General features: G+C 61.0%; 20 protein-coding genes, 1 tRNA gene and 2 pseudogenes. 13 read left to right on the top strand and 10 right to left on the bottom strand.

What is annotated here, in order from left to right:
* Nucleotides 1-634: 634 nt before the first annotated feature.
* Together ACFHWW_RS15315 and ACFHWW_RS15310 are read left to right on the top strand one after the other, a co-directional pair.
* On the top strand, nucleotides 635-1,666 hold the full coding sequence (locus tag ACFHWW_RS15315) for a porin (RefSeq protein ID WP_379939030.1): 1,032 nt from the start codon (nucleotides 635-637) through the stop codon (nucleotides 1,664-1,666).
* Between the two features lie 173 nt (nucleotides 1,667-1,839).
* On the top strand, nucleotides 1,840-2,772 hold the full coding sequence (locus tag ACFHWW_RS15310) for a tyrosine-type recombinase/integrase (protein WP_379939028.1): 933 nt from the start codon (nucleotides 1,840-1,842) through the stop codon (nucleotides 2,770-2,772).
* Between the two features lie 100 nt (nucleotides 2,773-2,872).
* On the opposite strand, the gene ACFHWW_RS15305 is transcribed toward ACFHWW_RS15310, so the two are convergent.
* A complete protein-coding gene (locus tag ACFHWW_RS15305) occupies nucleotides 2,873-3,910 on the bottom strand; it encodes a porin (protein WP_379939026.1) in 1,038 nt (345 codons plus the stop codon).
* An 868-nt stretch (nucleotides 3,911-4,778) separates the two neighbouring features.
* On the opposite strand from ACFHWW_RS15305, the gene ACFHWW_RS15300 reads away from it, so the two are divergent.
* Nucleotides 4,779-5,009, top strand: a complete 231-nt coding sequence (locus tag ACFHWW_RS15300) for a type II toxin-antitoxin system HicA family toxin (RefSeq protein ID WP_100672046.1) — start codon at nucleotides 4,779-4,781, stop codon at nucleotides 5,007-5,009.
* Nucleotides 5,006-5,338 carry a type II toxin-antitoxin system HicB family antitoxin gene (locus ACFHWW_RS15295; protein ID WP_234819225.1) on the top strand — a complete coding sequence of 111 codons (333 nt, stop codon included), beginning with the start codon at nucleotides 5,006-5,008 and terminating at the stop codon, nucleotides 5,336-5,338. Before ACFHWW_RS15300 ends, ACFHWW_RS15295 begins: the two co-directional genes overlap by 4 nt.
* 182 nt (nucleotides 5,339-5,520) lie before the next feature.
* Here the strand turns inward: ACFHWW_RS15295 and ACFHWW_RS15290 are convergent.
* Nucleotides 5,521-5,610 (bottom strand) — tRNA-Ser (locus ACFHWW_RS15290).
* A 261-nt stretch (nucleotides 5,611-5,871) separates the two neighbouring features.
* On the opposite strand from ACFHWW_RS15290, the gene ACFHWW_RS15285 reads away from it, so the two are divergent.
* Nucleotides 5,872-6,993, top strand: coding sequence for a pyridoxal phosphate-dependent aminotransferase (locus tag ACFHWW_RS15285; protein WP_379939024.1), 1,122 nt, complete (start codon nucleotides 5,872-5,874; stop codon nucleotides 6,991-6,993).
* A 21-nt stretch (nucleotides 6,994-7,014) separates the two neighbouring features.
* On the opposite strand, the gene ACFHWW_RS15280 is transcribed toward ACFHWW_RS15285, so the two are convergent.
* On the bottom strand, nucleotides 7,015-7,281 hold the full coding sequence (locus ACFHWW_RS15280) for a sel1 repeat family protein (RefSeq protein ID WP_100672044.1): 267 nt from the start codon (nucleotides 7,279-7,281) through the stop codon (nucleotides 7,015-7,017).
* Between the two features lie 591 nt (nucleotides 7,282-7,872).
* On the opposite strand from ACFHWW_RS15280, the gene ACFHWW_RS15275 reads away from it, so the two are divergent.
* Nucleotides 7,873-8,214, top strand: a complete 342-nt coding sequence (locus ACFHWW_RS15275) for a DUF2147 domain-containing protein (RefSeq protein WP_018094582.1) — start codon at nucleotides 7,873-7,875, stop codon at nucleotides 8,212-8,214.
* An 81-nt stretch (nucleotides 8,215-8,295) separates the two neighbouring features.
* Here ACFHWW_RS15275 and ACFHWW_RS15270 read toward each other — a convergent pair whose 3' ends face one another.
* Entirely contained in the window at nucleotides 8,296-8,997 is a 702-nt protein-coding gene (locus tag ACFHWW_RS15270; protein ID WP_100672042.1) for a glutathione S-transferase family protein, read from the bottom strand.
* Nucleotides 8,998-9,232: 235 nt separating this feature from the next.
* On the opposite strand from ACFHWW_RS15270, the gene ACFHWW_RS15265 reads away from it, so the two are divergent.
* From ACFHWW_RS15265 to ACFHWW_RS15250, 4 genes are all read left to right on the top strand, one after another.
* Entirely contained in the window at nucleotides 9,233-9,406 is a 174-nt protein-coding gene (locus tag ACFHWW_RS15265; protein WP_003527318.1) for a hypothetical protein, read from the top strand.
* Nucleotides 9,407-9,419: 13 nt separating this feature from the next.
* Nucleotides 9,420-9,593: a hypothetical protein gene (locus ACFHWW_RS15260; protein ID WP_003527319.1), complete on the top strand. Its 174-nt coding sequence runs from the start codon at nucleotides 9,420-9,422 to the stop codon at nucleotides 9,591-9,593.
* 76 nt (nucleotides 9,594-9,669) lie between these two features.
* Entirely contained in the window at nucleotides 9,670-9,990 is a 321-nt protein-coding gene (locus tag ACFHWW_RS15255) for a YnfA family protein (RefSeq protein ID WP_018094580.1), read from the top strand.
* Between the two features lie 79 nt (nucleotides 9,991-10,069).
* Nucleotides 10,070-11,572, top strand: coding sequence for an AMP nucleosidase (locus ACFHWW_RS15250; RefSeq protein WP_100672040.1), 1,503 nt, complete (start codon nucleotides 10,070-10,072; stop codon nucleotides 11,570-11,572).
* A 28-nt stretch (nucleotides 11,573-11,600) separates the two neighbouring features.
* On the opposite strand, the gene ACFHWW_RS15245 is transcribed toward ACFHWW_RS15250, so the two are convergent.
* Nucleotides 11,601-12,557, bottom strand: a complete 957-nt coding sequence (locus ACFHWW_RS15245) for a lysylphosphatidylglycerol synthase domain-containing protein (protein WP_379939019.1) — start codon at nucleotides 12,555-12,557, stop codon at nucleotides 11,601-11,603.
* A gap of 95 nt (nucleotides 12,558-12,652) precedes the next feature.
* Between ACFHWW_RS15245 and ACFHWW_RS15240 the strand changes: the two genes are divergently transcribed.
* Both ACFHWW_RS15240 and ACFHWW_RS15235 read left to right on the top strand, forming a co-directional pair.
* Nucleotides 12,653-13,672 carry a glycosyltransferase family 2 protein gene (locus ACFHWW_RS15240; protein WP_100672038.1) on the top strand — a complete coding sequence of 340 codons (1,020 nt, stop codon included), beginning with the start codon at nucleotides 12,653-12,655 and terminating at the stop codon, nucleotides 13,670-13,672.
* Nucleotides 13,665-15,148, top strand: a pseudogene (locus ACFHWW_RS15235) (ArnT family glycosyltransferase). Before ACFHWW_RS15240 ends, ACFHWW_RS15235 begins: the two are co-directional and overlap by 8 nt.
* 15 nt (nucleotides 15,149-15,163) lie before the next feature.
* Here the strand turns inward: ACFHWW_RS15235 and ACFHWW_RS15230 are convergent.
* Both ACFHWW_RS15230 and ACFHWW_RS15225 read right to left on the bottom strand, forming a co-directional pair.
* Complete coding sequence (locus tag ACFHWW_RS15230) at nucleotides 15,164-16,090, bottom strand: diacylglycerol kinase family protein (protein WP_127712297.1); 927 nt, start codon at nucleotides 16,088-16,090, stop codon at nucleotides 15,164-15,166.
* A 139-nt stretch (nucleotides 16,091-16,229) separates the two neighbouring features.
* Nucleotides 16,230-16,631 carry a helix-turn-helix domain-containing protein gene (locus ACFHWW_RS15225; protein WP_100672035.1) on the bottom strand — a complete coding sequence of 134 codons (402 nt, stop codon included), beginning with the start codon at nucleotides 16,629-16,631 and terminating at the stop codon, nucleotides 16,230-16,232.
* A 100-nt stretch (nucleotides 16,632-16,731) separates the two neighbouring features.
* On the opposite strand from ACFHWW_RS15225, the pseudogene ACFHWW_RS15220 reads away from it, so the two are divergent.
* A pseudogene (locus ACFHWW_RS15220) lies at nucleotides 16,732-17,744 on the top strand (zinc-binding alcohol dehydrogenase family protein).
* Between the two features lie 99 nt (nucleotides 17,745-17,843).
* Here ACFHWW_RS15220 and ACFHWW_RS15215 read toward each other — a convergent pair.
* The 3 genes from ACFHWW_RS15215 to ACFHWW_RS15205 all read right to left on the bottom strand — a co-directional run bounded on the left by ACFHWW_RS15215 (nucleotide 17,844) and on the right by ACFHWW_RS15205 (nucleotide 22,100).
* The gene (locus ACFHWW_RS15215) at nucleotides 17,844-18,731 is read right to left on the bottom strand and encodes a proline/glycine betaine ABC transporter permease (protein ID WP_018094574.1); all 888 of its coding nucleotides are present in this window, start codon (nucleotides 18,729-18,731) and stop codon (nucleotides 17,844-17,846) included.
* Between the two features lie 220 nt (nucleotides 18,732-18,951).
* Nucleotides 18,952-19,950 (bottom strand): ABC transporter substrate-binding protein, encoded by a 999-nt coding sequence (locus ACFHWW_RS15210; RefSeq protein WP_324763113.1) that lies wholly within the window; start codon nucleotides 19,948-19,950, stop codon nucleotides 18,952-18,954.
* Between the two features lie 485 nt (nucleotides 19,951-20,435).
* Nucleotides 20,436-22,100: an electron transfer flavoprotein-ubiquinone oxidoreductase gene (locus tag ACFHWW_RS15205; protein ID WP_379939015.1), complete on the bottom strand. Its 1,665-nt coding sequence runs from the start codon at nucleotides 22,098-22,100 to the stop codon at nucleotides 20,436-20,438.
* Between the last annotated feature and the right edge of the window lie 227 nt (nucleotides 22,101-22,327).

Genomic DNA, 22,327 nt, shown 5'->3' with positions numbered 1-22,327 from the left:
GGAAACCATCTTGGCCAGTGGCCCTGTGCGGCCACACCGAAAGGCCGAACATATGGAAGCAAGCGATCCGATCAAAAAATCTGCAAAAAACACTTGCAAGGGGGAGCCGTCCACATAAGGGATGAGGACGAAGAGGGTGCGGCCCCTCGGCGCGGTTCATAAACCGTGAAGATGGCGAGGCGGCGCGGAGGGTCCCGGGTCACGCCCGTATACAGCGTCCCGCGTCACTTCGATGCGAGAATGTAGACGTAACCTTCATTGCGTGACAGGTTGACCATTCTCTCGCATATTCGCAAGCGAAAGTTGTAGGAGCCGCACATCCCGGTCCCTCATTCCTGTGCTTGTCACAGGAATCCAGCCAGCCCAAGTCCTTGGGCTGAAAGAACGCTTCCCGCGCCGCAGACGCGGCGCTGCTCTCATCCCTGTGACGGGCACAGGGATGAGGCGATCGAACAAGCGGCGGCGGGTGGCCGAATCTCAACAGGCCCGAAAGCGCGTGGCATGAAGTTCTATTTGAACGCGACGCGCCTCCCCTCACCTTTCTCCCAAGTTGAAGGAAAAACGGCGGCGGTGCTGTCCTCGCCGGACCGCCCAGTCATAGGATTTCTTTCCCACGACTGACTGGAGGTCAGAAATGAACATCAAGAGCCTTCTTCTCGGCTCCGCTGCTGCTCTCGCAGCAGTCTCCGGCGCCCAGGCTGCCGACGCGATCGTCGCTGCCGAGCCGGAGCCCATGGAATACGTCCGCGTCTGCGACGCTTTCGGTACGGGCTACTTCTACATTCCCGGCACGGAAACCTGCCTCAAGATCGGCGGCTTCGTCCGTGTTCAGGGCGAATTCGGCCGTGACGAAGCTGACGACCGCTGGGAGAACCCGAAGCAGTCCACGTCGGACTGGGACATGTTCTCCCGCGCCTACGTCTCGTTCGACGCAAAGAGCGACACGGAATACGGCACGCTCACCGGCTTCTTCGCCGCTGAGTTCAATGCCGACAACGATTCCGACAAAGGCGACAGCTTCATCGATGTCGATGAAGCCTACATCCAGCTCGGCGGCTTGAAGGCCGGCTTCTTCTACAGCTGGTGGGATAAAGGCCTGAACGGCGAAACCGACTCGATCGGTGAAAACACCGAGTTCAACTCGCTCGCCTATATGTATGACGGCGGTACCTTCCAGGCTGGCATCGCAGTCGATGAACTCGAGGCAACGACCACCAAGGCCAACGGCATCGGTGTTGAAGGTATCGTTTCCGCTTCGGTCGGTGGTGTAAGCTTCGACCTGCTCGGCGGCTACGACACCGAGTACGAAGAAGGCGCGATCCGCGCACTGCTTTCGGCCGATGCCGGTCCGGGTACATTCCAGATCGCCGGCATCTGGGCATCCGACCCGAACGCTTACTGGGCTGACTCGGAGTGGACCGTTGCTGCGTCGTACCGCTTCAACGCTTCCGAAAAGCTCGCAATCACCCCGGGCGCACAATACTGGGACGCTCTGAACAACGGTGCTGGTGGCTTCGACTCGAGCGAAGAACAGTGGCGCGTCGGTGTCACTGCCGACTACAAGATCACCGATGGTCTCGCCTCGCGCTTTGCCATCAACTACACGGATGCAAGCAACAAGCCCGACGCTGTCAGCGGCTTCCTCCGCCTGCAGCGGGACTTCTAATCTGACCTAGTCAGGTTCAAAAAAGCCCGCAACCCAACATTGAGTTGCGGGCTGTTGCTGTTCTGCAACGAATGTGCGCCGCCAAGGCGTTGAGATTGTTTGACTATAAGCACTGACTTGATGGTCAGTGGTTTCTTGGCTCGTTCACGGAGAATGGGGAGGAAACGGCAAACGTGACGTCGGACGCTGAAAAACGAGCGAGTGACCTTGGATTCCCTGGAATGGTGTCCGGATACGAGGTCAATTATAGCTTCGGCCGGCAAGGTCCCATGGGGGTGGTGAAGGAAGCCACGCTCGCCGAATTGCTTCAGCGCTATGCCGACATCCTGTGGGACGAAGGCAAGCACAAATACAATGTGAAGGCCTTCGTCGGAGAGCTGGACGAGATTCTGCTCGGCAAGCGTTTCTCCGTCTTCTCGCAGGAGATGCTCGACGGCCTCATCGGTGCGCTGCGAAAGCGCGGCAACAGCAACGCGACCATCAACCGGAAGATGGCGGCGCTGCGAAAGCTGCTGCGGAAAGCGTACAAGATGGGGGATGTACACAATCTACCGGAGTTCAAGCGCCAGAAGGAGAAGGCGGGGCGCCTGCGCTTTCTGGAGGCAGACGAGGAGGAACTGCTCTTCCGGGAGATCGCGAGCCGGTCTGAACTATACCTTTATCTCTCGATATTCCTGGTGGATACGGGTGCGCGCCTGGGCGAGGCCATCGCTCTCAAATGGAACGACATCCATGAGGGCCGGGCGACATTCTGGGTCACCAAATCGGGCCGCAGCCGTACGGTCCCGCTCACCTTGAGGGCAAAGGACGCCCTGAAGAAATGTGCCGACAGAGCCCCGGGGCCCTTTTCGAGAATTGATCAGCAGAAGTATCGCGCCGTCTGGAACGCTGCAAAGGTGGATGCGCGCCTCGGTGACGAAGAAGACGTCGTTCCGCACATCCTGCGGCATACCTGCGCCTCACGCCTGGTCAGAGGCGGGATCGACCTTAGACGGGTTCAGATGTGGCTTGGCCACCAGACCCTCGAGATGACGATGCGCTACGCCCATCTCGCCTCCCACGACCTCGATATGTGCGTGCCCGTCCTGGAACGGCACCTCAAGTAACTCGCGGAACGCGCCGCGCGGCACTCACAAGGCTATTCCCTAAAAGAGAAAGCCCGGCTGTGAGCCGGGCTTTCCTTCCACTGACCGAGGTCAGGTCAGATTAGAAGTCACGCTGCAGGCGGAGGAAGCCGCTGACGTAGTCCTCGTCGTTGTCCGCATCGGTGTAGTTGATCGTGAAGCGGGTAGCGAGACCTTCCGTGATGTCGTAGTCGGTCGTGATACCAACGCGCCACTGATCGTCGTTGCCGAAGCTGGTGTTCGAGTCTTGCAGGCTACCCCAGTACTGAGCAGCCGGAGTGATGTGGAACTTGTCGGTAGCGTTGAAGCGGTACGACGCAGCAACGGTCCACTCGGAGTCAGCCCAGTAAGCGTTCGGGTTGGACGCCCAGATGCCGGCGAGCTGGAAGGTGCCCGGGCCGAGGTCTGCAGAGAGCAAGCCGCGGACAGCGCCTTCTTCCCACTCGGTGTCGTAGCTGCCGAGCAAGTCGAAAGCAACGCCGCCGAGCGTAGCGGAGACGATACCGGTAACGCCAACGCCGTTGGCCTTGGTGCTCGTGCCTTCGAGTTCGTCGACCGAGATACCGGCCTGGAAGGTGCCGCCGTCATAGATGTAGGCGAGCGAGTTGAACTCGGTGACGTTGCCGAGCGAGTCGGTTTCGCCGTTCAGACCCTTATCCCACCAGCTGTAGAAGAAGCCGGCCTTGAAGCCGCCGAGCTGGATGTAGGCTTCGTCGACGTCGATCAGGCTGTCGCCTTCGTCGGTGTCGTTGTCGGCGTTGAATTCAGCGGCGAAGAAGCCGGTGAGCGTGCCGTATTCGGTGTCGCTCTTCGCGTCGAACGCGATGTAGGCGCGGGAGAACATGTCCCAGTCCGACGTGGACTGGCCACCGAAGTCTTCCTGGTTCCAGCGGTCGTCAGCTTCGTCACGGCCGAATTCGCCCTGAACGCGGATGAAGCCGCTGATCTTGAGGCAGGTTTCCGTGCCGGGGATGTAGAAGTAGCCCGTGCCGAAAGCGTCGCAGACGCGAACGTATTCCATGGGCTCCGGCTCGGCAGCGACGATCGCGTCGGCAGCCTGAGCGCCGGAGACTGCTGCGAGAGCAGCAGCGGAGCCGAGAAGAAGGCTCTTGATGTTCATTTCTGACCTCCAGTCAAAAGTTTAAAACGGGTCTGGGTTTTTTGCTGAAGGACAGCGTTCCCTGCCCCATCCCCAATGTTCAAGAAGTCGGACGATCAACCGCCCTTGCTTCCGGAGTTGAAAATACAAAACCGGGTGGGGCGCGCAACGACCAACTTACCAGATCGACTCCTTTGCCCTGCCCTTCCCTGATCCCTGTTGCTGAAACGACACAAAATCGCCCCAGACGGCCCGAGGAAATTAACAGAGCGTTAAGAAAATCCTTTAGCGACGAGGGGTTAGCGCAGGATGTCGGGCTGTGATCTGTGTCGGAAAGGGGCAAAAAATGGCCGGAAAGGGGGTCGAAACCGGGCGAAGCCCCTGCCCAAGTCCTATCTTTTCGAGAGCCATCGACGCGTCGATCCCGGGCCCGCGCATCGAAGTCGGGCCGCTTCCCGGCCGATTCTCGGAAGAATCAGCGCACAGGGATTCGCGAATCGAGAAGCACTCACGAGCGCAGTCGGAATGGCTGCGCCGGCTCCACTCTTTACCCGGTGTTTAAAAATGAGCTGATTGGCCATGACGGTGAGTGCGGTCACGCGCTGCATGTCGCATCCCCGACGCCGGGGCCATCGTCGATCGCTTTCGACAACGGAGATTTGCCCCGAAGGGAAACTGGCCGCGACCGATGGTGATGATCACCAGGTTCGCTCTATAGCCCTATAATCCGCCCTCTCCCCGGCAGGCCGGCCGGGTACGACCTCGACGACCTGCTTGATGAACTGCTCGCCCTGATACCGGATCGCCCGACGACAGGGTCGAAGTCGAACTTGAAAACGGTACCAGAAAATGGTACTGGACATTCCAGAAAAAGCGTCACAGAGCCACGCTGGAACTGATCTTCGCCCGCCCGGTCAACGGCTCGATCCGCTGGGCCGACATAGAGGCGCTGTTTGTAGCCCTCGGGGCGGAGGTCAGCGAGCGGCAAGGTTCGCGGACAGGCGTGTTCCTGTTCGGCGAAGTGCGCGTCTTTCATCGCCCGCATCCTTCACCGGATACGGATAAAGGTGCGGTTGCCAGCATCCGTAAATGGCTGGACGAACACGGAGTAAAGCCATGAACAATGTCGTTGAAATCAATGGCGAGAAGGCGGTCATCGCTTTCGATCCCGAGATTCAGATGCTGCGCGGCGAGTTTGTCGCCCTGAATGGCGGGGCCGACTTCTATGCCGAGAGCGTCCACGATCTGATTGAGGAAGGCCGCAAGTCGCTGGCCGTCTATCTCGAAATGTGCCGGGAAAAGGGTATTGAGCCTCGCCGGAAGTTCTCTGGCAAGTTCAATGTCCGCCTCACCCCTGACGAACATGCCGCAGCAGTCATTGCTGCCGCAGCCGCGGGCAAGAGCCTGAATGAATGGATCGTCGGGACCATCAGGGAGGCCGCTGGATAACGGCAATGCTGCGCGTAGGAGCGCGCATCGGGCCGAACTAAACGGTTGGCCTGTTTGAAAGGAGACAGAACACGCTTCGAGGTTGGCGAAGGCGAGGCTCGCATCATGGGACCGAAGTCCCGGCTGCTACATACGCTTACGGCGGGAAGTGACGTAGACTTAGTGCCCACTCAAGGACTGAATGGCGGAGAAGAAGGGATTCGAACCCTCGATACCGTTTCCGGTATACTCCCTTAGCAGGGGAGCGCCTTCGACCACTCGGCCACCTCTCCGTTAGCGCCTGACTAGTGTCACCGCGTTTCCAATGCAAGATTTTTTTGTCGAATTTCGGGAAATCACCCCATTTTCATCCGCTTCGGCGCGGTCACCACCCGATCGGGATATGGTGAAATCGTGTTGCCTGGGAGTAAGAGTTGGGAGAAGCCCCTTCGAGGCGGCTGTTCTTCTGCCGATTCTTCATCGCATCGATTCCGCTTCGCCTTCTTATGCGATAAGTTCCGCCGGCATTTCCGAACGGAGTACGTTTTACCAACATGTCCGCATTCTCACGCTTCACGCCACTCGTCCAATCCCTGCCGGCTACCGTCCCCTTCGTTGGCCCTGAGACGCTCGAGCGTCAGCACGGCCGCGAGGTCGCGGCGCGCATCGGCGCCAATGAGAGCGGGTTCGGCCCGGCTCCATCCGTGTTGCTGGCCATTCGTCAGGCGGCCGATGAGACCTGGAAATATTCCGATCCCGAGAATCACGATCTGAAGCAGGCGCTCGCCGGCCATCTTCGTGTCCCAGCCGCCAATATCGCGATCGGAGAGGGAGTCGACGGCCTGCTCGGGCAGATCGTGCGCCTCGTCGTGGAACCGGGCATGCCGGTCGTGACCTCTCTCGGCGGCTATCCGACCTTCAACTATCATGTCGCAGGACATGGCGGACGGCTGGTCACGGTCCCCTATGCCGGCGATCGGGAGGATATCGATGGATTGCTCGCCGCCGCGAAGCGCGAGAATGCGGCGCTCGTCTATCTCGCCAATCCCGATAATCCGATGGGCAGCTGGTGGCCCGCCGAACGCGTGATCGCCTTTGCGGACGCTCTGCCGGAAACGACACTCCTCGTGCTGGACGAAGCCTATTGTGAAACGGCGCCGCGGGAGGCAATTCCTTCGATCGAGAGCCTGATCGACAGGCCTAACGTCATACGCACGCGCACCTTTTCGAAGGCCTACGGACTGGCCGGGGCCCGCGTCGGCTACGCGCTGTCGACGCCCGGGACGGCTCAGGCCTTCGACAAGATCCGCAATCATTTCGGAATGAGCCGAATCAGCGTGTCGGCAGCGATTGCCGCACTGGCCGACAAGGAATACTTAAAGGAAGTCACGCGCAAGATCGCGAATTCACGGGAGAGGATCGGCCGGATCGCTGCCGACAACGGCCTCGGCCCTCTTCCCTCAGCCACAAATTTCGTGGCTGTCGACTGTGGAAAGGATGCGGCCTATGCGCGGGCGATCGTCGATCGGCTGATGAGCGATCATGGCATTTTCATCCGCATGCCCGGGGTCGCGCCGCTCAACCGCTGTATCCGCATCAGCACTGCGCCCGAAACCGAACTCGATCTTCTTGCGGCCGCGCTTCCGGAGGTGATCAGGAGTTTGGCTGCCACCTGAACCGGCGGCAACCGCCACGCATCAGTGCATCGTCATCCATTCGCGTGCTGCGCGCAGCGCGGCGGCGAGATCCGCCTTGCTCATCGTGGCCGCGAGGTCGGCTCGCAGGTCGGCCGCACGGTCCGAGCCCCTGATCGCGGCGATGTTCAGCCACTTGTGCGCGGCTACCAGATCCACGGGCCTGCCGCGGCCCGTCGCATAGGCGAGGCCCATCTCGCACAGAACGTCGGCGCGGTTGCCGCCGCCGATGGCGTCATCCGAAACGATCTCAATGTTAAAGAGTGCCATTTTTCTTGTCCCTGTCTTTTCTTCGTTTGAGCGAAGCGGCCCGCCCGTAGGGGCGAGCCCGGCTTCAGCTGGTATTCCTGGTCCCTGTTTCATCGAGCCTCTTGGCGGGCTTTCCGGGAAATCGCGCCGTCTTCTGCAGCGTCGCTTTCCGGTTGGTCGGCGGCTTGTTTCGCCGCTCGTCTTATGGATGTGAATATGCCTGACGGCCTTCAATGGCCGCTTAAAATCCATGCTTAATTTGACGCAAACAAAGTGCAAATGCTTGGTAAACTTGGGTTTTCGTTAAGCATCGCAGGCCCTGCAAAGGCACGCATTCGCCTCGAATTTTACGAAAATTTCACGTTCGGATTTCAACCGAACGCTAACCATGAGAACAATTGCTCTTTCAAGGACGGTGCCGCCGCGCGCGCAAGAAGCCCCTTGGAAGGCATGGTAACGCCCGGATATTTACCTTTACGTACGCGTAATATACTGTCTGTGCCGGAGTGATCTTCATCCGCCCGATAGCCCGTGCGGAAGCAAGAGTTCGCGCTCCACAGGGAACAAGCACGCGGCAGGACCGAAGAGCCTGCCGACTTCGGAGGAAATTGCATGATTCGCACATTGCTCGTCGCAGCAGCGCTTGGCTTTGCCGCAGCCGCCCCGGTCCACGCTGCCGAACCGATCCTCGGCAAGTGGAAGACGGCGAGCGGCTCCACCGCGGAAATCGCGGCTTGCGGCACAGCCTTCTGCGTCACGCTGAAGACGGGCAAGCACGCGGGCAAGCGCGTCGGTTCGCTGTCCGGAACCGGCGGCAGCTATAGCGGCGTGGTCACCGATCCCGAAAGCGACAAGACCTATAGCGGCACGGGATCGGTGGACGGCAATCTGCTGAAGATGCGGGGCTGCGTGCTGAAGGTGCTTTGCAAATCGCAAACCTGGACGCGTCTTTAAGCCTCCGCAGCAAGAACACGGGCGGCGCTGCACCAGATACGCCTATGGAGGGGCATTGTTCGCCCCTCCCGCGCCCCCGCATTAGCGGGCGCGCTGGCCGAATAGGACCTTCTGCGCCTCTTCGTCCTCGGCGAGGCTTTTCTGGCGGGCCCGCTCTTCCTTGCCCACTTCGATGGCCTTCTTCACCGCGGGGCGCGCAAGTACGGCGTTGAACCAGCGCTTCAGGTTAGGGAATTCGTTGAGGTCCTGGCCCTGGTTCTCGTGCGGAATCACCCAACCGATCGCGGCCATGTCTGCGATCGAGTAGTCGCCGGCGAGGAACGGCCGGTCGGCGAGCCTCTTGTTCATCACGCCGTAGAGGCGGTTCACTTCATTGGTATAGCGGTCGATGCCGTAGGCGATTCTTTCCGGGGCATATTGGCGGAAATGATGTGCCTGCCCCGCCATCGGGCCGAGGCCGCCCACCTGCCAGAAGAGCCACTCCTCTACCTCGACGCGGGCGCGCTCGTCGGACGGATAGAACTTGCCGTATTTGCGACCGAGATATTGCAGGATCGCTCCTGATTCGAATACGGAGATGGGCTCGCCGCCCGGACCGTCCGGATCGACGATCGCCGGCATCCGGTTGTTCGGCGAGATCTTCAGGAAGTCCGGCTGGAACTGATCGCCCCGGCCGATATTTATGTACTTGACGACGTAGGGAACGCCGAGCTCCTCCAGCATTATGGTGATCTTCCAGCCGTTCGGCGTGGGCCAGTAATAAAGCTCGATCGGAGCGGTCATCGCGTCTCTCCTGATTTGTCGGAAGGACAGACTTAGGAACACGACGGCTCAACGGCAAGGCCGCAGACCGACGCGCATTCGTTTAAGTGCATGATCGTTCTCCCTAAACCGCTGCACATCTCCGGCGCTGCTTAGATGAACGCCAGATGAACGGACGTCTCAGCCAGAGTTCAGTTTGGTTGTGCGAAAAGACAATCAATCGATTTGAACGTGTCTCGCTTCAACGGACGGAACCATGGACATTCTCGCTCGCCGCCTCACCATTATCAGCCTGCTCATGGTCGTCTTCGCGATGACGCTTGCCGCCGCAGTCGGCGCCGACACGGAACGCCGCCGCCAGAACACCTATATCGGTTCGCTCACGGATTGCACCGCTCACACGGCGCAATACTGCCAAGCCAAACTCTGAAGGAAGCCGTGGAATGGCCGCGCTCGTCTCCTCTGCCATTCTCTCGCTCAGGCTCCTGATACTCGCGGGCCTGCTGATCGCTCCCATCGGAGCGGTCGCTTACAGCAAAGCCGCCGGCTACGGCATCGGCAAGAACGGTGCCGGCTTCGTTCTTTTCGTCACCCTCCAGCGCCAGGCGATGAGCTGATTTCGAGACGCCGCCTTCGGTCCTTGCATATCGGTTGAAAGTGCGCTCCTCTCCTGATCGGGAAGACCTGTAAGCCATGCCCGCATACGCGATCTACTTTGCCGCAGCTCTTGCCGAAATCGCCGGATGCTTTGCCTTCTGGTCCTGGCTGAGACTTGGCAAATCCACCCTGTGGCTCATTCCCGGCATGGCTTCGCTTGCGCTTTTCGCCTGGCTGCTGACGATGGTGGACGCGGCAGCGGCGGGCCGCACCTATGCCGCCTATGGCGGCGTCTACATCGTCGCGTCGCTCTCTTGGCTCTGGCTTGCCGAAGGCGTCCGGCCGGATCACTGGGACATGACGGGCGCCGCCGTGGCGCTCGCCGGCAGCGCGATCATTCTCGCGGGGCCGCGCTGAAGTACAAAGTGCGGCGCTGTAGAACAAAAAACAGCACTCTTGTCGTTTGCTTGTCGAAAGGGGCTGCATATAATGCGACATGAACAAGCGAATCTCTTCACACTCCGTCCTCTCCGTCGCCACCCCTGAACCCTTCGAGCCGCAGCTCTTCGACGATGCGACCCAGGCCGTCGATTGTCTGGAAGCGCTCTACGAACGCAACACCCGCTTCCTCTGCGAAGCCTTCGAAGGTCTCGGGAAAAGCGGCAGGCCCCTCACTCGTTTCCGCGCCTGCTATCCGCAGGTCAGCATCGAGACGAGCAGCTTCGGACATGTCGATTCGAGGCTTTCCTTCGGCTATGTCAGCGCGCCCGGCGTCTACACGACGACCATCACCCGGCCCAAACTGTTCCGGCACTATTTGAAAGAACAGCTCGGCCATCTCATGCGCAACCACGGCGTCGCCGTCACGGTGTCGGAATCCTCGACACCGATCCCCCTCCATTTCGCCTTTGGCGAAGGGGCGCATGTCGAAGCGTCTGCGGCCGACGGCATCGACATTCCGCTGCGCGACCTTTTCGACGCGCCGGATCTTACGACCACCGACGACGAGATCGCCAACGGCTCCTACGAGCCGGGTCCGGGAGAGCCGTCGCCGCTCGCGCCCTTCACGGCGCAGCGCATCGACTATTCGCTCGCGCGCCTCAGCCACTATACCGCGACCAGCGCCAGGCACTTCCAGAACTTCGTGCTTTTCACGAACTATCAGTTCTATGTCGACGAGTTCTGCGCCTGGGCGCGCCAGCAGATGGCGGAGGGCGGCAACGGTTACACCGCCTTCATCGAACCAGGCAACATCACCACCCCCGCGGGTGCCGACCGGCCGGATGCCGACTATTCGCTCGCCCGCCTGCCGCAGATGCCCGCCTATCATCTGAAGAAGAAGGGGCACGGCGGCATCACTCTCGTCAATATCGGCGTCGGCCCATCCAATGCCAAGACGATCACCGACCATATCGCCGTGTTGAGGCCGCATGTCTGGCTGATGCTCGGCCATTGCGCGGGCCTGCGCAACAGCCAGCGGCTCGGCGATTACGTGCTGGCGCATGCCTATATGCGCGAGGATCACGTGCTCGATGACGACCTGCCGGTCTGGATTCCCTTACCCGCACTGGCCGAGGTGCAGGTTGCCCTGCAGGACGCCGTCGCCGAAGTGACGGGCTACAAGGGCTACGACCTCAAACAGATCATGCGCACGGGCACGGTCGCGACGATCGACAACCGCAACTGGGAACTGCGCGACCAGCGCGGACCGGTCAAACGACTCTCGCAGGCCCGGGCCATCGCGCTCGACATGGAATCGGCTACCATCGCCGCCAACGGGTTCCGCTTCCGCGTCCCCTACGGGACGCTGCTCTGCGTGTCCGACAAGCCGTTGCACGGCGAACTGAAGCTGCCCGGCATGGCGAGCGCCTTTTACCGGACACAGGTGAGCCAGCACCTGAAAATCGGTATCCTGGCCCTGCAGAAGCTGGCGGCGATGCCTTCCGAGAAGCTCCATTCACGCAAGCTCAGAAGCTTCTACGAGACTTCGTTCCAGTAGAGCCCGCATCCTGTCGCTCAGAAGCGTTTCACGCTTTCGGCCGCAGGAGGAGCGACAGCAGCGTGCCGACCACCGCCGACACGATTACCATGAGGTGGGCATTGACACTGGCGCGGCCGAGCGTCTCGAGCGTCGCCTGATCCGCCGACGCTCCGAAGGAAACCGCACCGGCGACGATCGCCGCTGCGTAGGTTCCCACACCCGCCGGCGCGTGCACCGGCAGGACGGAAGACAATTCGCCACCGAGCGCCCCGCCGAAGGAGGCGGCGAGCGGAGCGACCCCCATGATCGCGAGCACCCAGGCGAGAACGACGACTTTTACCGCCCAGTTCAGCATCGTCATCGCCCAGGCCCGCAGGAAAGCGGGAATGCCGATCGGCAGGCCCGCCTCCACCTCGTCCAGATGCGGACCGACCTTCGCCGGCGCGAAACGGCGCACCGTGGTGAGAGCTTTCTCCTTCATGAGAAAGAAGGCAAGAGGCGACAGAAAAGCGATAAGCCAGAGAACCCAGCCGATCGCCCCTGGGCCCCGCCCCACCACCAGACCCACCGCAGCGACGGTCAGCAGGGCATGCAGGTCCAGAAGCCGCATGACGAAGAGCGCCGCGGTACCACGCAGCAGCGGCACACCGAATTCGCTGCGCATGAGCAAGGGAAAGCTCGTTTCGCCCGCTCTGAACGGCAGCATGATGTTGAGCAGATTGTGAACCTGGGTCACACGGAAGAGAGACAGAAACCGGCCCCTGGTTTCGCCCGGGAAGTAGTCGTGGATCCGATAGCAACGGATGAGATAGGTGGCGACGAGAAGCGCTAGCGCCGAGAGCACCGGCACGACGCCGATTTCGGCCCATTGCCGCAGCAATACCGGCCAGCCCCAGACCCACTCCACGAAGACGGCATAAGCCGCGATTGCCGCAGCGGAAATCAGTGCCAGACGGTTGCGCGCGAGCCACGACCGCCGGCTGCGCTCCCAGTTCGTATTCATCGAGACCGTTTTCCTGTATCAGCAATGCGATTCGACATTGGTTATAACCTCAGAAGTATGCAAGAAAACCTGCCAGCCCACCGGAGACTGCCCTCTTGAATCGCATCGAAGAACCCGTGAAGCCGATGACCGAAGTCCTGGAGGGTGTCGAGCTCTCCATAGTCGTGCCGGTGTTCAACGAGGAGGAGAGCGTCGGACCGCTCGTCACGCGCATCCGGGCGGCAATGGCCGGGTTCCTGAAGTCATGGGAACTCATCCTCGTCGACGACGGCAGCACGGACCGAACCCTGCCGAACGCGCGCAAGGAGCTTTCACACCCCGACCTGCAACTGAAGATCATCGAACTCCAGAAGAATTTCGGCCAGACGGCCGCAATGCAGGCGGGGATCGACGCGGCGTCCGGCCGGCTGATCGCCACGCTCGACGGCGACCTTCAGAATGATCCGGCAGACATTCCCAACATGGTCGCGGCGATAGAAGAGCGCGGGCTCGACCTCCTTGTCGGCTGGCGGCAAAACCGACGCGATGCACTGATTCTGAGGAAGATCCCGTCCTGGTGCGCCAACGTTCTGATCGGCAAGATCACGGGCGTGAGATTGCACGACTATGGCTGCAGCCTGAAGATCTACCGCGGTTCCATCATCAAGCAGGTGAAGCTGATGGGGGAAATGCACCGCTTCATTCCGGCCTGGGTGGCGGGTGTCGTGCCGAGCAGTCGGATCGGCGAGATGCCGGTGACCCATCACGCGCGGCATTACGGCAGCTCGAAGTACGGGATCTCGCGCACGTTCCGGGTTATTCTCGATCTGCTCGCGGTCTTGTTCTTCATGCGCTACAAGGCGCGGCCCGGGCACTTTTTCGGCTCCATCGGCCTGGCCGCCGGCGGTCTCAGTGTGCTGATCCTTCTCTATCTAGCGATAGACAAGTTCATCTTCGGCAACGACATCGGCACCCGTCCGATGCTGATCGTCGGCGTGATGCTGTTCCTATCTTCGGTCCAACTGATCACCACCGGCATTCTCTCGGAGATGATGGCGCGCGCCTATTTCCGCGACGATGAAATGACGAGTTACATCGTGCGCCAGACTTTCGAGCGGGAGCAGCCGCGTGCTTGAAGCGGTCAATCGACGCCCTGGAGCGGTCGTCCTGGCGGTTGCCGGCTATTCCTGCTGTGCATCATCCTGCGGGTCTCCGTCTCGAGCTCACTGGAAATCGACGAGGCGGAACAGGCATTTCTGTCTCAGTTCCTCGCCCTCGGGTACGGACCGCAGCCGCCCTTCTACAATTGGCTGCAATATGGACTGGCAGAGGTGATCGGGACCTCGCTGGCGACGATGACCATCCTCAAGAACGGGCTCCTATTTCTCTGCTGTCTGTTCTACGGCCTTGCGGCACGGCTGGTATTGACCGACCGCCGTCTGCCCCCGATCGCAATGCTCGGCGTTCTTACGCTGCCCCCGATCTTTCTACTCGCACAGCGCGATCTTTCCCACACGGTCGCAGCACTCTTCGCCGTCTCGCTGTTTCTCTACAGTTTCCTGAAGACGCTGAAGCGGCCCAGCCTTTTCTCCTATATTCTCACCGGCGTTGCGGTGGGTATCGGCCTGATGGCGAAGTACAACTTCGTCCTCGTGCCGGTCGCGGCGATCGTCGCCGTTTTGCCGGAACGGGAGCTGCGGGCGCGGATACTCGACTGGCGCATTCTGCCGGCGATTGCGGTAGCAACGCTCATCGTTCTGCCCCACGCCTACTGGATGCTGCAGAATTTCGGTTTCGCCTCGGGTGGGACCTTGAACGAGATGCGGGAGCGCGAGGCGGAGGGATTTCTGCTTCAGGCCTTTTACGGCGTCTATTCGCTCGGCTCCGCCGTCATCGGCGGCAGCCTGGTGCCGCTGCTCGTATTCGGCCTGGTCTTCCGCGGCAAGTTCCGCGCGATCTGGCAGGCGGAAAGCCAGTGGAGCAGGATCATCGGGCGGATGCTCGCCCTTTGCCTGATCGCGGTCCTGCTGGTCGTACTCGGCGTCGCCGCCACGCATGTGCGCGAAAAATGGCTGGTCCTCTTCCTCGTTCTCATTCCGCTTTATCTCTGCCTGAAGATCGAGGCGGCGAATATCGACCTTACAGACAGCCTCAGGCGCTTCTTTCTGCTGGTCTTAGTCATCGTGCTGGGCGCACTCGTGCTCGTGTCGGCGCGAGCGGTCGCGCGGCCGTGGTTTGGTGACTATTCGAGGCTGAACATACCCTACGCCGCATTGGCCGAAGCGGTGGCACAGGCAGAAGGCCAGCCGGCGCTTATCCTGGCCAATGACAAGCAGATCGCGGGAAATCTCCGAATGCAGTTCAGCGGAGCACAGGTCACGATGCCAAGCCCCTCGAATGCGCTTCCGGTCGATATGTCGAAAAGGCCCCTTCTCGCGGTCTGGCATGACGACGCACAGCCGGAAGCACCCGTTCCCGACCTGTTGCGGAACGCTCTCTCCGCACTTGGCATTCCGGACGCGGCCGCGGCACCGCGCCACCTCGCGCTGCCCTATCTCTACGGGACCGGCGAGGACCGCTACAGCTTCAGCTATGTCTGGGTCGCGGAATAGACGCGCGGGAAGCCGCTACACGGGGTTCCCGAAATTGCTCTCCTGCGAGCCGACCAGCAGCTTCAATTCACCGGGGTGAACGCGCAATGCGACCTTGCCGCTTCTGATCGGGATAAGCTCGCCGTCGATGACGCAGTTGATCTTCCGATCCACCTTCGGAAAGTGCAGGTCGACCGTCAGAGCGCTCATCTCGGTGATCAGCGTGCTGCTCCTGAATTTTCCGCGCAGGATGTCGAAGGAGAGCTTCGCCACGCCCGCAGGGCTTAGCGGCGGCGCCGTGTAGAAGCCAAGGTGGCCGCTCGTCAGGTCTTCCGCATACATCAGCGTGTCGTGGCCGAAATGGTTGTTTGAAACGGAAATCGCCGAAACATGCCGGCGCTCGCGGTGCCCGTCCGCGTCGAATTCGATCTCGAAATCCGGCGGGTTGAAGATTACGCCGATGGCGGCGCGTACGCTGGCGCTGATCTTTCCGAGTCGCGACGCGAAACGATAGGACTGACGATAACGCACCATGCGGGCGTGGAGCCCCATCGAGAACTGATGCACGAATGCGCGGCCGTCAGCGCTGCCTATATCGGCATCGATGATTCGGCCATTGGCCAGCACCTCCGGAACCTTCCAGATATCGAGCGGCAGCTTCAGGGAGCGCGCGACGAGATTCATCGTCCCGGCGGGGACGATGCCCAGCGGCATGCCGGTTTTCCAGGCCACGCCTGCTGCCGCAGAAATCGTGCCGTCGCCGCCGCCGGCGACGATCGCGTCGAGATCGTCCCGTCCGCAAGCGGTCTCCAACGCGTCCCGCATCTCATCCGCCGCGACCACGGCGATCTCGATCTCGTGGCCGGCCGCCCGAAAGTCCTCCTCGACCTTCCTGCTGTAGGCATCCATGTCCGTCGTGCGGAAAGTTCCCCCATCTCGATTGAAGATGGCTTTGACTTTCAAGGGCTGCTGCCTCCGTCATGCGAGTGCGTTCAGCTTCTCAGATAAGAGCGGCAGCGGGGGTTTCCAGAGCTATGCGGACGAAAAGTGCGGGCGGCCTTATTGCCGGCCGCTTCGGCGTACGGAAGTTTCAACGAAGCGATCACGCGCGCTTGAGTTCTGGCCCCGAGCGGGATTCGAGCGGCTTCAGTGTCATGCGATCGCCGTCGCAGAGGACATTCTCGTCGCCCCAGGCTTTCAGGGCCATGATCACCGGTTTCAGGCTTTCTCCCCTCGGCGTCAAGGCGTAGTCGACACGCGGCGGAACGACCGGAAAGACCGTACGCGACAGAAGCGCCGCCTCCTCCAGCTCACGCAACTGCCTGGTCAGCATACGCGGCGTCACGCTCGGTAGCCTCCTGCGCAGTTCGTTGAAGCGCAGGACGCCTTCGCTCATCAGGTGATAGAGGATGACGCCCTTCCATTTGCCGTCGATGAAACTCAAGGTCGACTCGACCGGGCAGCCCGGAAATGTGTTCGTCAGCTTCGCGCGCGGCCGGGACATACGGTATCCTTTTCGACACTATAGGCCAAATTTGTGCATTCTTGTGTGCATTGAGCATAGGGGCCATGTAGCTCCTGTTCAATTTAAAAAGGAGCATTCCATGCGTGCCGTCGCCTACAAGACACCGCAACCCATCGCCAACGAGACCGCGCTGATGGACGTGGACCTGCCTGTGCCGACGCCGGGGGAGCGCGATCTCCTGGTGGAAGTCAAGGCGGTTTCCGTCAATCCGGTCGACACCAAGGTGGCGCCGGCGTTCAGCCGGAGCCGGAGCAGCTGAAGGTTCTCGGATGGGATGCCGCCGGCGTCGTCAAGGCGGTCGGCCCGAAGGTTACGCTCTTCAAACCCGGCGACGAAGTGTTCTACGCAGGCGCCATCAGCCGGCCCGGGACGAATGCGGAGTTTCACCTCGTCGACGAGCGGATCGTCGGGCGGAAACCGCATTCGCTCGATTTCGCGGCCGCCAGCGCCTTGCCGCTTACGGCGATCACCGCCTGGGAGTCGATTTTCGATCGGCTCAGGGTCAATGATCCCGTACCGGGAGCAGCGAACGCGGTGCTGATCATCGGGGGCGCCGGCGGCGTCGGCTCGATCGCCATTCAGTTGCTGCGCGCTCTGACCAATGTCACCGTCATCGCCACCGCTTCACGCGCCGAAACCCGCGAGTGGGCCTTGAAGCTCGGTGCCCATCATGTGCTCGACCACAGCCGCCCGCTTGCGGCCGAGGTAGAGCAGCTCGCCCTCGGCGCGCCGGCCTTCGTGTTTTCAACGACCAACACCGACAAGCATGTCGACGAGATCGTCAAGCTGATCGCGCCGCAGGGGCGCTTTGCGCTGATCGACGACCTGGCGGTCCTCGACGTCATGCCGTTCAAGCGCAAATCCGTCTCGATCCACTGGGAAATGATGTTTGCGCGTCCGCTGTTCGGGACCCCGGACATGATCGAGCAGCACAATCTCTTGAACAGGGTCGCGGAACTGGTGGATGGCGGCAAGATCCGCACGACCTTAACGGAGACGCTCGGCCCCATCGACGCGGCAACGCTCAGGAAGGCGCATCAGATGATTGAAACCGGCCGCACGCGCGGCAAGCTGGTGCTCGCCGGATTCTGATCCGGTGGCGATGTGGGCCGTCTGCAAGGCCCCTCCCCAACCCCTCCCCACAAGTGCCACAAGTGGGAGGGACTGGGGAGGGGAAGTTCTTTGGTGCCTCTATCCGTGAATGATTTCGCGGTGGCGCTGGAGCCGGCGCCCGTAAGCCTGGCTCACCCGGTCGAAGATGATGGCGATTCCGACGATGGCGAGGCCGTTGAAGATGCCGAGCGTGAAATACTGGTTGGCGATCGCCTTCAAGACCGGCTGACCGAGGCCCTGAACGCCGATCATCGAGGCGATGACGACCATGGCGAGCGCCATCATGATGGTCTGGTTGATCCCGGCCATGATCGTCGGCAGCGCCAGCGGCATCTGCACGTTCTTCAGCTTCTGCCAGTTCGACGAGCCGAAGGCGTCCGCCGCCTCCAGCACATCCTTGTCGACCAGCCGGATTCCGAGATTGGTGAGGCGGATCATCGGCGGGATCGCGTAGATGACTACGGCTATAAGCCCCGGAACCTTGCCGATGCCGAGAAGCATCACGACGGGAATGAGGTAGACGAAGCTCGGCATCGTCTGCATCACGTCGAGCACCGGATTGACGATGTTCTGGAAACGATCGGAACGTGACATGATGATGCCCATCGGTATGCCGATCGCTATCGACAGGACCGTACAGACGAAGATCATCGAGATCGTCTTCATCGTGTCGTCCCACATGTCGAGATAACCGATGAGGAGCAGGGTACCGACGGCGCCGGCAACGATCTTCCAGTTGCGGCTGGCAAACCAGGCGATCACGGCAATCAGGATGAGAATGATCGGCCAGGGCGTTCGTGTCATGAACCGTTCGGCGTGGATCAGGAAGAACTGGAGCGGGTCGAAGAACGATTCGATCGCGTCGCCATAGGCGCGTGTGAAGCTACGGAACCCTTCGTCGATTATCTTCTTCAACTGCCGAAGCCGATCGTCGTCCATGTGCGGAAATTTGGTCAGCCATTCCATGTGTCGATTCCCCTTCGCACTCTTTTGGGCGGCTTATGGTTGTTATTGCTTTACCGCCTGCCTTTTAACGCTAACGCGCGGTGTAAACGATGAAGCCACGCAATCTTATTCTCAAACCGACATGCGGTGAACGAAATCTTGCGCCTTCCTTCGAAAACTATGCAGCAGAAAACAAAAAACGGCGCGCTTTTACGCGCGCCGTTCATTCGAGGCGAGTCGATCAGAGGGCAGCCTTGATCTTCTCGGCGACTTCGGGCGAGACCCACTTGGTCCAGAGGTCCGGGTTTTCCTCGAGGAAGTGCTTCGCGCCTTCCTCGCCGCTCGCCTGATTGTCGGTCATCCAGGCCATGAGCTTGTTGACCGTGTCGTTCGTCCAGGCGCGGGTGTTGAGATACTCCATGGCCGGGCCGGCGCGGTCGGCGAATTCCTTGGTTACCAGTGTCTGGACCTTGTCCTTCGGCCAATCGTTCTTCTTCGGATCCGGGCAATCCGCAACCGTATTGCAGCGCTTCCATTCGGCCATGTCGTTGGGGACGCCATGCTCGAGCTTGACCATCTCGTACTTGCCGAGCAGCGCTGTCGGGGCCCAGTAGTAGCCGACCCAACCCTGCTTGCGCTCGTAGGCCTTGGCAATCGAGCCATCGAGGCCAGCCGCCGAGCCGGTATCGACCAGCGTGAAGCCCGCCGCCTCGGCGCCATAGGCCTTGTAAAGCTGCGTCGTCACGACCGTGCCGCCCCACCCTTGAGGACCGTTGAAAATCGCGCCCTTGTTCGGATCCTCCGGATCGGGGAAGAGTTCCTTATGCTTCAGGACGTCGTCGATCGTCTTGATGTCCGGGTTGGCATCGACGATGTACTTCGGAACCCACCAGCCCTGTACAGCGCCATCCGAAAGCGCGACTGCGGCGCCTACGAGCTTGCCTTCTTCGAGGCCGCGGTTCACCACGTCCGGCAGCAGGTCGACCCAGCCCTCCGGCGCGATATCCGGCTCGCCCTTCTCGATCATCGACGTGATGGTCGGCACCGTGTCGCCGACGACGAGCTCCGCACTGCAGCCGTAGCCTTCGGTCAGAATGAACTTGTCCACACTCGCCAGGACTTCGGCGCTCTGCCAGTTCATGTTGGCAATCGTCACATCGCCGCATTCCGCCGCCGATGCCGCGCTGCCGAGTCCCAAAAGACCGGCGGCCAGGCATGTCGTTGCAAGAAGTTTTTTCATTTCGGCTCCCTCTGTTTTGGCGGTGTCTCTATGGCGGACTGCCAGCCTCACCGCAGCTGCTGACAGTGAACGGAACAAGCACCCGCCCCGATCCGATGCCGGGGCGCGACAGCTCGCGGGTCAACCGATACCTGTTCGGACCGGTACCGCCCACATTGCTATCGTGTCTTTCCGGCGAACACTTTCCCATTTGCGTCAGCGGCTGACATTCCTGCCGTTTGTCAAACTACACAAATAATTGATGGGTTTAACCCCCTTTTTTAAATTCATTTGCCGGCGACCCCCATCATCCACGTCGGAAGGTGGACGACTTATAAGGACATGCGAAAAGGCCGGCGAACGCTCGCCGGCCTTTCCAGAAGTGCAATTGCGTGTTCGGACAGGGGCGTTCGACCCGTCTATCCGAACATTCACATGTTCGGATAGACCGGCCCTTCGCCCCCTTCTCATCACGGGAGTCCGTGCGGGCCTCCCTCTCCGAACATTCACATGTTCGGATAGACCGGCCCTTCGCCCCCTTGTGGCGGCACCCAGTTGATGTTCTGGTTCGGGTCCTTGATATCGCAGGTCTTGCAGTGGACGCAGTTCTGGGCGTTGATGACGAAAGTGGGCTCGCCGTCCTTCTCCACCCATTCATAGACGCCGGCCGGACAGTAGCGCGACGACGGGCCGGCATAGACCTCGTATTCCGAGCGTTTCTGCAGATCCCAATCCTTCACCTGAAGATGCACCGGCTGGTCCTCCTCGTGATTGGTGTTCGATAGGAACACCGAGGAGAGACGGTCGAAGGTCAGCACGCCATCCGGCTTCGGATAGTCGATTTTCTCGTGCTTGGCGGCCGGCTCGAGCGATTGCGCATCGGTCTTGCCGTGCTTCAGCGTGCCGAAGAAGGAGAAGCCGAAGAGCTGGTTGGTCCACATGTCCAGACCGCCGAGCGCCACGCCGACCGCGGTGCCGAACTTCGACCAGAGCGGCTTGACGTTGCGGACCCGTTTCAGGTCCTGGCCGATGGCGCTCTCGCGCCAGCCGCGCTCGATCTCGATCGGCTCGTCATTGGCGCGGCCGTTGGCGATCGCCTCGGCGAGCTTCTCCGCCGCGAGAATGCCCGACAGCACCGCATTGTGGCTGCCCTTGATGCGCGGCACGTTGACGAAACCGGCTGAGCAGCCGATCAGAGCCCCGCCGGGGAAGGAAAGCTTCGGCACAGACTGGTAGCCGCCCTCGGTAATGGCGCGTGCGCCGTAGGAGAGCCGCTTGCCACCCTCGAAGGTGCCGCGGATCGCCGGATGCGTCTTGAAGCGCTGGAACTCCTCGAACGGATAGAGATATGGGTTCTTGTAGTTGAGATGGACGACGAAACCGACGGCGACCAGATTGTCCTCGAGGTGATAGAGGAAGGATCCGCCGCCGGTCTTCATGCCGAGCGGCCAGCCGAAGGAATGCTGCACGAGGCCGGGCCTATGATTTTCCGGCTTCACCTCCCAGAGTTCCTTCAGGCCGATGCCGAATTTCGGCACGTCGCGCCCCTCGTCGAGCTTGTATTTGGCGATCAGCTGCTTGGCGAGCGAGCCGCGCACGCCCTCGCCGATAAGGGTGTACTTGCCGAGCAGCTCCATGCCGCGGGCGAAGTTCGGCCCCGGCTCGCCGTTGCGCTCGATGCCCATGTCACCGGTGGCAACGCCGATCACCGCGCCCTCGTCATTGTAGAGGACCTCGGTTGCGGCAAAACCCGGATAGATTTCGACGCCGAGCGCTTCCGCCTGGGTGGCGAGCCAGCGACAGACATTGCCGAGGGAGACGACGTAGTTGCCGTGATTGTTCATCAGCGGCGGCATCAGGAAATTGGGAAGGCGGACCGAGCCGGCGGGGCCGAGAAAGAGAAACTGGTCGTCGGTGACTTCCGTCTTGAACGGGTGGTCCGGTTCGTCGCGCCAGCCGGGCAAGAGCCGGTCGATGCCGATCGGGTCGACCACGGCGCCGGAGAGGATATGCGCGCCCACTTCGGCGCCCTTCTCCAGAACCACGACCGAGAGTTCCGGATTGACCTGCTTCAGCCGGATCGCCGCCGCAAGACCAGCCGGTCCCGCCCCGACGATCACGACGTCGAATTCCATGCTCTCGCGTTCGGGGAGTTCTTGTTGCTCGGTCATTACACTCTCCAGTTCTGCCGGTCTTCTGCCGGCTCCGTTCCCGGCCAAATCATCCCGTCATGACAAATGCCGTAAACCTTGTCGAGCCGGGATGCGACAGACTGTCTCTGCATTTGCGCATGAGTTCATGAGATTACTATGTTACTTGAACGTAAACGTAAATGCATTTGGGCGGATCTGGCCGATCGACAGCTTGCTTTTGCAGCGCTCGCATGCGAGGAGGCCCG

The sequence above is a fragment of the Sinorhizobium sp. P24N7 genome, assembly GCF_042436655.1.
Lineage (GTDB): Bacteria > Pseudomonadota > Alphaproteobacteria > Rhizobiales > Rhizobiaceae > Sinorhizobium > Sinorhizobium meliloti_A.
The sequence above is the reverse complement of the archived record's forward strand: the minus strand, read 5'-3'. Positions and strand labels throughout refer to the sequence as shown.